The organism is Streptomyces sp. SM1 (assembly GCF_002910825.1).
Taxonomy (GTDB): Bacteria; Actinomycetota; Actinomycetes; order Streptomycetales; family Streptomycetaceae; genus Streptomyces; species Streptomyces okerensis.
In genome coordinates, this window is record NZ_NEUB01000807.1 from 1 (window position 1) to 10,283 (window position 10,283).

Genomic DNA, 10,283 nt, shown 5'->3' on the forward strand with positions numbered 1-10,283 from the left:
ACGTGCACGGCGCCGGCGTCATGGGTGTCGTACTCGATGTCCTCGGGGACGCCCTGCTCGGCGACGAAGACGTCCTTGCGGACGGCGAAGCACGCCTCGCGGTCGGCGGGCCCCTCCGCGACGCGGACGGCGTACCGCCGGCTCACGCGTAGGTCTCCTCGCGAACCTGGTCCAGCGCCTGCTGCAGGTCGTCCGGGTAGTCGCAGGAGAACTCCGCCCACTGCCCGTCGCCGGGGTGCTCGAAGCCCAGCCGCACGGCGTGCAGCCACTGGCGGGTCAGGCGGAGCCGCTTGGCGAGTGTCGGGTCGGCGCCGTAGGTGAGGTCGCCGACGCAGGGGTGCCGGTGAGCGGCCATGTGGACGCGGATCTGGTGGGTGCGGCCGGTCTCCAGCTTGACGTCGAGCAGGGACGCGGCGCGGAAGGCCTCGATGAGGTCGTAGTGCGTGACGGAGGCCTTGCCCTCGGCGGTGACCGCCCACTTGTAGTCGTGCTGCGGGTGGCGGCCGATGGGGGCGTCGATGGTGCCGCTGGTGGGGTCGGGGTGGCCCTGGACGAGCGCGTGGTAGCGCTTGTCGACCGTGCGCTCCTTGAACTGGCGCTTCAGCGACGTGTACGCGTACTCCGACTTGGCGACGACCATCAGGCCGGAGGTGCCGACGTCGAGGCGGTGCACGATGCCCTGGCGCTCGGCGGCGCCGGAGGTCGAGATGCGGTACCCGGCGGCGGCCAGGCCGCCGATCACCGTCGGGCCGGTCCAGCCCGGCGAGGGGTGCGCGGCGACGCCGACCGGCTTGACGATCACGACCACGTCGTCGTCGTCGTGCACGATCTCCATGCCCTCGACCGGCTCGGCGACGACCTGCACCGGCGCGGACGCCCCCGGCATCTCCACCTCGAGCCAGGCGCCGCCGCTGACCCGCTCGGACTTGCCGACCACCGATCCGTCGACCATGACCTTCCCCGCCGCGGCGAGCTCGGCGGCCTTGGTGCGGGAGAAGCCGAACATGCGGGAGATGGCGGCGTCGACGCGCTCGCCCTCCAGGCCGTCGGGTACGGGCAGGGTTCGGATCTCGGGAATCGTGCTCACCCGTCGAGTATGCCGGACGGGCCCGGCACTCCCGTACGAGAGTGCCGTCCCCTCAGTCCTTGTGGACCGTGCCGTCCGGGTCGAGGCCCCGGAACGACAGCAGCACGATCAGGATGCCGCCGCACACGATCGCCGAGTCCGCCAGGTTGAACACGGCGAAGTGCTTGGGCGCGATGAAGTCGACGACCGCGCCCTCGAAGACGCCCGGCGATCGGAAGATCCGGTCGGTGAGGTTGCCGAGGGCGCCGCCGAGCAGCAGGCCGAGGGCGATCGCCCAGGGCAGGCTGTAGAGCTTGCGGGCGAGGCGGATGATCACGACGATCACGGCCGCGGCGATCACCGTGAAGATCACGGTGAAGGCCTCGCCGAAGCCGAAGGCCGCGCCCGCGTTGCGGATCGCCTCGAACCTCAGCCAGTCCCCGACGATCTCGATCGGTTCGTGATGCTCCAGCCTGGCGACCACGATCATCTTGCTGATCAGGTCGAGGGCGTAGGCGACGACGGCGACGGCGAACAGCACGGCGACCCGCCGCTTGCCGCGGGGCCGCTCGGTCTCCGCCGCCGTCCCGTCGGTGCCGGTCCCCTCCCGCCGGTCCGGGTCCTGTCCGTCCCGGTCCGCGTCCGGGGTGTCCGGCGTACCGATGATGCGCTCCGCCTCTGCCACGTGAGTCCCTCAGCCTAGGTCCTTGACTGAGGACGAGGGTACGGCACGGCCCGCACGGCCGCCGATCAGTACCGGCGCTCCTGTTTCTGCTTGCACTCGACGCACAGGGTGGCCCGCGGGAAGGCCTGCATCCTGGCCTTCCCGATCGCGTTGCCGCAGTTCTCGCACAGGCCGTAGGTGCCGGTGTCGAGACGCTGGAGGGCCCGTTCGAACTGGCTGAGCATCTCGCGCGCGTTGGCGGCGAGCGAGAGTTCGTGTTCGCGCGTGATGTTCTTGGTGCCGGTGTCGGCGTCGTCGTCGCCCGCCCCGTCGCCGGAGTCCCGCATCAGGCCGGCCAGCGCCTGCTCGGAGTGGGTGATCTCCTCGCGCAGCCGCAGCACCTCGGACATCAGCTCGGCCCGCGCCTCCTCGGCCTCTTCCGCCGTCCAGGGTTCCTCACCGGGACGCACCGCGAGCTCGCCCGGCTCCACCAGGCCGATCCGGGCCTTGGGTACGGCGGTCTTCGCCGCCGTGGCCGCCGGGCCAGGGGTCTTCTTCGCACCCACTGTCGTCACTCCCGTCTGCGCCGCGGCGTCGGCCGCGCCCGCGTCATCGGCCGCGCTGTGCCCGGCCACATCCTGAGTGGACCCACTGGTCCGGACAGCGCCCCCGCGCTGCTCCGCCGCCTCGGCGGCGGTTCCCTCCCCGACTGCCTTCTGCCCCGTTTCCCCGCCGGTCGCTCTCCGCGCGGCGGCCTTCTTGGCGGGCGTCCTTCCCGCCGCGCTCCCGGCCGCGCTCTCCGGCGGCATCCCGTCGGCGGACGAGCCCGGCACGGACGCCACCCGGCCCGACGCCTTCGCGGGGCTCTCGGCGTTCGCGGTCTTCCCCGCCTTCCCCGCCTTCGCGGTCTTCCCCGCCTTCCCCGCCTTCGCGGTCTTCCCCGCCTTCCCCGCCTTCGCGGCCTTCGCGGCCTTCGCGGCCTTCGCGGCCTTCGCGGTGGGAGCCTTCTCGGGGGCCGCCTTCCTGCCCGCCGGGTTCTCCGCGGTCCCCGTACCGGCCGTCCTCGTGGCCGCCGTCTTCTTCGCGGGCGCGGAGCGCGACTGCTTCCGGGCGGTGGCCTTCCCGGCCGGCGGGGTCTCCTCCGGGGCCGGCCGCACGGCCGGGTCCGCCTGCGCCGTGCCCCGCGCGGTCTTCTTCGCCACCATGGCCGCGACCCCTTCACATATGGTGATCTTGCGCGCGAATCGTGCTGGGACGATAAATCGACCCGAGTCCCGCGGCAACAGGGCGCACCGCCCGATTACCCGACCGCGCGGATGCCGCGCGGTGAGCCTGCATCCGTTGTGCCCAGCTCCCCGCCGGGTATGCCGCTCGCGCGGACGTCCCGGAATCCGAACACGCATACTTCCTCATTCGGGGTATGTCGGATCTTATGCCCACGGGAAAACCGGTCGGCCGTTGTCCGCGCCGCGCCGTACACTGGGCGGAGCGAAAAGCGTGGATGGGGACGAGTAGCGGCGTACGCAGCCCAGAGCGACCCGGGGACGGTGTGAGCCCGGGGGCGAGCGCGACGTGAAGATCACCCCGGAGCCGCCGGAGGAAAGCCGCGGGCGCGGCGAGTAGAACCGGCATCGCGACCCCAATGAGGGGGCTCACCGGAGCGCGCGTCGCGCCGGAGGGCCAAGGAGGGTGGTACCGCGGGAGCGCGCCGACGGCGGCGCAGGGATCGACACAGCTCTCGTCCCTCCGGACGGAAGGCAGCAAGTCCGCCGGAGGAAGCCCGCTGATGACATCGCCGACGTACCGCCAGGTACCCGCCCAGGTCGACCTGCCCGCGCTCGAGCACGCGGTGCTCGACTTCTGGCGCGAGCAGAAGATCTTCGCCAAGAGCCTGGAGCAGTCCGAGGGCCGCCCCGAGTGGGTGTTCTACGAGGGCCCGCCCACCGCCAACGGCATGCCCGGCGCGCACCACATCGAGGCCCGCGTCTTCAAGGACGTCTTTCCCCGCTTCCGCACCATGCGCGGCTACCACGTGGCCCGCAAGGCCGGCTGGGACTGCCACGGCCTCCCGGTCGAGCTGGCGGTGGAGAAGGAGCTCGGCTTCTCCGGCAAGCAGGACATCGAGGCGTACGGCATCGCCGAGTTCAACGCCAGGTGCCGCGAGTCGGTGACCCGCCACACGGACGCCTTCGAAGAGCTCACGACCCGTATGGGCTACTGGGCCGACCTCCAGGACCCGTACCGCACGATGGACCCGGAGTACATCGAGTCCGTCTGGTGGTCGCTGAAGGAGATCTTCGGCAAGGGCCTGCTGGTCCAGGACCACCGCGTCGCCCCCTGGTGCCCCCGCTGCGGCACCGGCCTGTCCGACCACGAGCTGGCGCAGGGCTACGAGACGGTCGTCGACCCGTCGGTCTTCGTCCGCTTCCCGCTCACCTCCGGCCCGCTGGCCGGCGAGGCCGCCCTCCTGGTCTGGACGACCACGCCCTGGACCCTGGTGTCCAACACGGCCGTCGCCGCCCACCCCGAGGTGACCTACGTCGTCGCCACCGACGGCGAGGAGAGGCTCGTCGTCGCCGAGCCTCTGCTCGCCAAGGCCCTCGGCGAGGGCTGGGAGACCACCGGTGAGTCCTTCACCGGCGCCGAGATGGAGCGCTGGACGTACCGGCGCCCCTTCGAGCTGGTCGAGTTCCCCGCCGAGGCGCACTACGTGGTGAACGCCGAGTACGTCACCACCGAGGACGGCACGGGTCTGGTCCACCAGTCCCCCGCCTTCGGTGAGGACGACCTCAAGGTCTGCCGTGCCTACGGACTGCCCGTCGTGAACCCCGTCCGCCCCGACGGCACCTTCGAGGAGGACGTTCCCCTGGTCGGCGGCGTCTTCTTCAAGAAGGCCGACGAGAAGCTCACCGAGGACCTCCAGCAGCGCGGCCTGCTCTTCCGGCACATCCCGTACGAGCACAGCTACCCGCACTGCTGGCGCTGCCACACCGCGCTGCTCTACTACGCGCAGCCGTCCTGGTACATCCGCACCACGGCCGTCAAGGACGAGCTGCTGCGGGAGAACGAGAACACCAACTGGTTCCCGGACACGGTGAAGAACGGCCGCTACGGCGACTGGCTGAACAACAACATCGACTGGGCGCTGTCCCGCAACCGCTACTGGGGCACCCCGCTGCCGATCTGGCGCTGTGAGGACGACCACCTCACGGTCGCCGGCTCCCGCGCGGAGCTCACCGAGCTGACCGGCACCGACCAGTCGGCCCTGGACCCGCACCGCCCGTACATCGACGAGGTCACCTTCGCCTGCCGCCACGACGGCTGCGGGAAGACGGCCACACGCGTGCCCGAGGTCATCGACGCCTGGTACGACTCGGGTTCCATGCCGTTCGCGCAGTGGGGCTACCCGTACAAGAACAAGGAAGTGTTCGAGGCCCGCTACCCGGCGCAGTTCATCTGCGAGGCCATCGACCAGACCCGCGGCTGGTTCTACACGCTGATGGCGATCGGCACCCTCGTCTTCGACAAGTCGTCGTACGAGAACGTCGTCTGCCTCGGTCACATCCTCGCCGAGGACGGCCGCAAGATGTCCAAGCACCTGGGCAACATCCTGCAGCCGATCCCGCTGATGGACCAGCACGGCGCGGACGCGGTCCGCTGGTTCATGGCGGCCGGCGGTTCCCCGTGGGCGGCCCGGCGCGTGGGCCACGGCACCATCCAGGAGGTCGTCCGCAAGACGCTGCTGACGTACTGGAACACGGTCGCCTTCCAGGCCCTGTACGCCCGTACGTCGAACTGGGCGCCGAGCGGGGCCGACCCGGCCCCCGCCGACCGTCCCGTGCTCGACCGCTGGCTGCTTTCCGAACTCCACGCGCTCACCGACCAGGTGACCCGGGCGCTGGACGGCTACGACACCCAGCGGGCCGGCAAGCTGCTGTCCGCGTTCGTCGACGACCTGTCCAACTGGTACGTGCGCCGCTCGCGCCGCCGCTTCTGGCAGGGTGACAAGGCCGCGCTGCGCACCCTGCACGAGGTCGTGGAGACGGTCACCCAGCTGATGGCCCCGCTGACCCCGTTCATCACCGAGCGGGTCTGGCAGGACCTGATCGTCCCGGTCACCCCGGGGGCGCCGGAATCGGTGCACCTGTCCTCCTGGCCCGAGGCGGACCTGTCCGCGATCGACCCGGAGCTGTCGAAGCAGATGGTGCTGGTGCGCCGACTGGTCGAGCTGGGCCGGGCCACGCGCGCCGAGTCCGGCGTGAAGACCCGCCAGCCGCTGCGGCGGGCGCTGATCGCGGCGGGCGGCTTCGACCGCCTCGGCCCCGAGCTGCACGCGCAGATCACCGAGGAGCTGAACGTCGAGACCCTGGCGTCCCTGTCCGAGGTGGGCGGTTCGCTGGTGGACACCACGGCGAAGGCCAACTTCCGCGCGCTGGGCAAGCGGTTCGGCAAGCGGGTCCAGGACGTGGCCAGGGCGGTGGCGAACGCGGACGCCGCCGCGCTGTCCCTGGCGCTGCGCGAGGGTACGGCCTCGGTGGAGGTCGACGGTGAGACCATCACCCTCGCCCCCGACGAGGTGATCATCACGGAGACCCCGCGCGAGGGCTGGTCGGTGGCGTCCGACGCCGGTGCGACGGTCGCCCTCGACCTGGAGATCACCGAGGAGCTGCGCCGCGCGGGCCTCGCCCGGGACGCGATCCGGCTGATCCAGGAGGCCCGCAAGAACAGCGGCCTCGACGTGGCCGACCGGATCGCCCTGCGCTGGACGGCCACGGACCCGGCGACGGACGACGCGCTGGCGGAGCACTCCGCCCTGATCGCCGACGAGGTCCTCGCCACGGACTTCTCCCGGGGCGAGGCGGACGACATGTACGGTGCCCCGTTCACGGACGAGGGGTTGTCGCTGACGTTCCGCCTGCGTAAGGCATAGGCGGGGCCGGGGGCTGCGTCTGCCGCGCGAGGCCGTCCTGCGACTGCGGGTGGTGCGTGGCCGGTCGCGCAGTTCCCCGCGCCCCTGCGGGGCGCGGGTCCCCCATCGAAGGCCGGGGGCCACCAAGAATACTGGTGGCCCCCGGCCTTCGGCATTGCGTACGTCGGACACGGCACCCAGGTCCGAACAAACACCGCAAGCCGCGCGAACACGCGTAGCGAAAGGGCGGGGCCCCGGGTTGGTGAACCCGGGGCCCCGCCCTGAACGCTGCCGACCGCTACGCCGTACTCATGACCATGAGGCCGTCAGTTGTCGTCCTCGTCGATCAGGAAGCCGCGCATCGGCGAGGGCGCCTGACCCATCGGCGACGGACCCTGCGGACGTACCGGAGCCATGGGCTGGGTCATCGCAGGCTGCATCTGCTGCTGACCGCCGCCGTAGGACGGGCCGCCCTGCGGGCCGGGACCGCCGCCCATGCCCTGGTTCCCGCCGTAGGACGGCGCACCGGCACCGGCCGGGGCCATCGAGGGCGCCGGGGACGGCGGCAGCGACGGAGCGGCACTGGCGGGCTGGCGCGGCGGGGCGAGCGAGTCGTCCGCCTGCGTCTCCAGCTGACGCAGCTGGGACTCCAGGTAGGACTTCAGCCGCGTGCGGTACTCGCGCTCGAAGCCGCGCAGGTCCTCGACCTTGCGCTCCAGCGTGGCGCGGGCGGACTCCAGGGAGCCCATCGCCACGCGGTGCTTCTCCTGCGCGTCCCGCTCCAGGGCGTCGGCCTTGGCCCGGGCGTCCCGCTCGAGCCCCTCGGCACGCGAACGCGCCTCGCCCACGATCTTGTTGGCCTCGGAACGGGCCTCCGCGATCGCCTGGTCTGCGGTCTGCTGAGCCAGCGACAGCACGCGCGCGGCGCTGTCGCCGCCGGGGCCGCCCTGACCGGGCATACCGGGGCCGCCCATGGGACCGCCCATCGGGCCGCCGTGGCCCATCTGCCCCTGCATCGGGCCGCCCTGGCCCATCGGCCCGGGACCCTGGCCCATGGGGCCGGGACCCTGCGGGCCGCCCTGTCCGCCGGGGCCGGCGGGCAGCTGGGGAGCACCACTCGGCAGCTGGGGCGGACCACCCATGGGGCCACCCATCTGCTGCTGCGGCGGGCCCGATATAGCGGCGGGCACCGGACCGCCGGGACCTCGCATGCCCTGCTGGGGCATCCCCTGCTGCGGCATTCCCTGCGGAGGCATCCCCTGCTGGGGCATTCCCTGCTGGGGCATCCCCTGGGGCGGTCCCTGCTGTTGCTGTTGTTGTTGCTGCTGCTGCTGGTCCTGGGGCTCAGGAGGCTTGCGCATGTTCTGCTGGTTCTGCGCGGCGGCGCGTGTGGCCGCGGCCAGCTTGGCGCGCAGGTCCTCGTTCTCGCGGAGCAGGCGCGTCAGTTCGGCTTCGACCTCGTCGAGGAAGGCATCGACCTCGTCCTCGTCATAGCCTTCTCGGAGGCGGACGGTCGTGAACTGCTTGTTCCGCACGTCCTCGGGGGTCAACGGCATCTCTTCACCTCAACGTAGTCATCGGCAGTCGGCAAGACCGTATCGTCCACAGTCACCTCGCGAGATTGCCCACGATCGAGATCAGGATGTAGACGATGATCATCAGGACGAAGAAGGACAGGTCGAGCGCCACGCCCCCGAGACGCAGCGGCGGGATGAACCGCCGCAGAAGCTTCAGCGGTGGATCGGTGACAGTGTAGGTGGCCTCCAGGACGACCACCATCGCCTTGCCGGGTTGCCACGAGCGGGCGAACTGGAACACGTAATCCATGACCAAACGGAAGATCAGCACGATGAGGAACACCATCAGCGCGATGTAGATCACCTGCGCGAACACGCTCATGGCCTGCTTTCCCTCTCCCCTGTACCGCTCTTGATTCCGGTCCTGCGTCTCAGCTCTGGTTGAAGAACCCGCCCTCTGCGATGCGGGCCTTGTCCTCCGCCGTGACATCGACGTTAGCAGGCGACAACAGGAACACCTTCTGCGTCACCCGCTCGATGCTGCCGTGGAGACCAAACACCAAACCGGCCGCAAAGTCGACAAGTCGCTTCGCATCTGTGTCATCCATCTCAGTGAGATTCATGATCACCGGCGTACCCTCACGGAAGTGTTCCCCGATGGTACGGGCCTCGTTGTAGGTCCGGGGGTGAAGTGTGGTGATCCGGTAAGGCTCTCGTTCGGACACGACCTTGGGCATGATCACCGGTGCGTTCTTCTCCAGACTTGCGCGTTCTTGTGTGATGGACGCCACGGGCGCGATCCGCGCCGGACGTGGTGATTCCGCGGGGAGCGAAGCGGAACGGGCGACCGGTTCGCGCGGCGCGGGAGGGTGCGCGACTCGTACCTCTTCGTCCCTTCGCGACTGATGTGTTCCGTGGGACTGGTGGACCGGCTCGTGCCGCCGGTGGTGGTCCCGCTCGGGCTCCGGGTCGAGTTCGGGTTCGAAGTCGTCGTCTGGGTCGAATCCGCGGCCGTCGTACCCATCGTCCTCCACGAGGCCGAGGTAGACCGCCATCTTGCGCATCGCGCCGGCCATGCTCCGAGTCCTCCGCTCTGTGGTGGATCCGCTGACGACCGCCAAGTGCCCGCGATCCACTAGGTCTTTACGTCCGCTGTTCGGCGGAACTGACCATATTTTCTGCTGTGGTCCGACTTCCTGGCGACGTTACCCGAGGCCGGGGCGGACTCCGAGTACCGCGCTGCCGACGCGCACATGTGTCGCTCCGGCGGCCACGGCCTGTTCGAGGTCCGCACTCATCCCTGCCGAGACCATGTTCGCAGCCGGATGGTCCCTGCGCAGGTCGGTCGACAAATCCATCAACCGCTCGAACGCGGCCTGTTCACGCCCGGCGTACTCCCCGCTGAGCGGCGCGACGGTCATCAGCCCGCCGAGCCGCAGCCCTTCGGAGCCCGCGACCAGGTCGGCCAACTCCGCGACGCCGGCGGGCGAGACGCCTCCGCGCTCACCCCGGCCGCTCGCGCCGGCGTCGAGCGCCACCTGGATCAGACAGCCGATCCCGCGCCCCGCCCGCACGGCCTCCCTGGAGAGGGCCGACACCAGCCGGGAACGGTCCACGGACTGCACAAATCCGGCGTAACCGACCACCGATCGCACCTTGTTGGTCTGAAGCTGGCCGACGAAGTGCCAGGTGAGGGGCAGATCCGCGCACTCGGCGGCCTTGGGCGCCGCGTCCTGGTCCCGGTTCTCGGCGACATGACGCGCACCGAGTTCCGACAGGATCCGCACATCGCTCGCGGGGTAGGTCTTGGTGACCACGACGAGGGTCACCTCCTCGCGCGCACGTCCGGCGGCCGCACACGCGGCGGCGATCCGCTCTTCCACTTTCGCCAGGTTCGCGGCGATTTCGTCCTTACGGTCCGTCATGTCCCATCAGTCCAGCCACACATAGCCCGCGAGCCGTCCCGTGGTGCGGTCTCGGCGGTACGAGAAGTGATCAGCCGACTCCAGCGTGCACACCGGCGACTGCTCCCGGTCACGCACCCCGAGCCGTTCGAGCTGCGCCAGCACGCCCGCGGCCACGTCGACCGCCGGTGTCCCCCAGCTCGTCGTCGCGTGGGCCGCCGGC

At 70.7% G+C, this 10,283-nt stretch carries 9 protein-coding genes and 1 pseudogene; 1 reads left to right on the forward strand and 9 read right to left on the reverse strand.

Going from position 1 to position 10,283, the window contains the following annotated elements; translation table 11 throughout:
* From B9S61_RS42580 to B9S61_RS42585, 4 genes and pseudogenes are all read right to left on the reverse strand, one after another.
* Positions 1 to 146, reverse strand: a pseudogene (locus B9S61_RS42580) (GNAT family N-acetyltransferase); the annotation flags it as partial.
* On the reverse strand, positions 143 to 1,087 hold the full coding sequence (locus B9S61_RS25020; RefSeq protein WP_103544267.1) for an RluA family pseudouridine synthase: 945 nt from the start codon (positions 1,085 to 1,087) through the stop codon (positions 143 to 145). The pseudogene B9S61_RS42580 and the gene B9S61_RS25020, both read right to left, overlap by 4 nt.
* Before the next feature lie 52 nt (positions 1,088 to 1,139).
* Positions 1,140 to 1,751: a signal peptidase II gene (gene lspA, locus B9S61_RS25025; RefSeq protein ID WP_103544268.1), complete on the reverse strand. Its 612-nt coding sequence runs from the start codon at positions 1,749 to 1,751 to the stop codon at positions 1,140 to 1,142.
* Positions 1,752 to 1,816: 65 nt separating this feature from the next.
* Positions 1,817 to 2,935: a TraR/DksA family transcriptional regulator gene (locus tag B9S61_RS42585; protein WP_103544269.1), complete on the reverse strand. Its 1,119-nt coding sequence runs from the start codon at positions 2,933 to 2,935 to the stop codon at positions 1,817 to 1,819.
* Positions 2,936 to 3,516: 581 nt separating this feature from the next.
* On the opposite strand from B9S61_RS42585, the gene ileS reads away from it, so the two are divergent.
* A complete protein-coding gene (ileS, locus tag B9S61_RS25040; protein WP_103544270.1) occupies positions 3,517 to 6,660 on the forward strand; it encodes an isoleucine--tRNA ligase in 3,144 nt (1,047 codons plus the stop codon).
* Positions 6,661 to 6,965: 305 nt separating this feature from the next.
* Here ileS and B9S61_RS25045 read toward each other — a convergent pair whose 3' ends face one another.
* The 5 genes from B9S61_RS25045 to B9S61_RS25065 all read right to left on the reverse strand — a co-directional run.
* Entirely contained in the window at positions 6,966 to 8,195 is a 1,230-nt protein-coding gene (locus B9S61_RS25045) for a DivIVA domain-containing protein (protein ID WP_103544271.1), read from the reverse strand.
* A gap of 52 nt (positions 8,196 to 8,247) precedes the next feature.
* Entirely contained in the window at positions 8,248 to 8,538 is a 291-nt protein-coding gene (locus B9S61_RS25050; RefSeq protein WP_004932337.1) for a YggT family protein, read from the reverse strand.
* A 49-nt stretch (positions 8,539 to 8,587) separates the two neighbouring features.
* Positions 8,588 to 9,232: a cell division protein SepF gene (locus tag B9S61_RS25055; RefSeq protein WP_103544272.1), complete on the reverse strand. Its 645-nt coding sequence runs from the start codon at positions 9,230 to 9,232 to the stop codon at positions 8,588 to 8,590.
* Positions 9,233 to 9,361: 129 nt separating this feature from the next.
* Positions 9,362 to 10,081 (reverse strand): YggS family pyridoxal phosphate-dependent enzyme, encoded by a 720-nt coding sequence (locus B9S61_RS25060; RefSeq protein WP_103544273.1) that lies wholly within the window; start codon positions 10,079 to 10,081, stop codon positions 9,362 to 9,364.
* 6 nt (positions 10,082 to 10,087) lie between these two features.
* Positions 10,088 to 10,283 (reverse strand): laccase domain-containing protein (locus B9S61_RS25065; protein ID WP_146064944.1); only part of this gene is annotated, 196 nt, incomplete at its 5' end.

What these genes read in the sequence shown, in the direction of transcription:
- B9S61_RS42585 (WP_103544269.1), bottom strand. Translation starts at nt 2,935, where the DNA reads ATGGTGGCGAAGAAGACCGCGCGGGGCACGGCGCAGGCGGACCCGGCC.
- ileS (WP_103544270.1), top strand. Translation starts at nt 3,517, where the DNA reads ATGACATCGCCGACGTACCGCCAGGTACCCGCCCAGGTCGACCTGCCC.
- B9S61_RS25045 (WP_103544271.1), bottom strand. Translation starts at nt 8,195, where the DNA reads ATGCCGTTGACCCCCGAGGACGTGCGGAACAAGCAGTTCACGACCGTC.
- B9S61_RS25050 (WP_004932337.1), bottom strand. Translation starts at nt 8,538, where the DNA reads ATGAGCGTGTTCGCGCAGGTGATCTACATCGCGCTGATGGTGTTCCTC.
- B9S61_RS25055 (WP_103544272.1), bottom strand. Translation starts at nt 9,232, where the DNA reads ATGGCCGGCGCGATGCGCAAGATGGCGGTCTACCTCGGCCTCGTGGAG.
- B9S61_RS25060 (WP_103544273.1), bottom strand. Translation starts at nt 10,081, where the DNA reads ATGACGGACCGTAAGGACGAAATCGCCGCGAACCTGGCGAAAGTGGAA.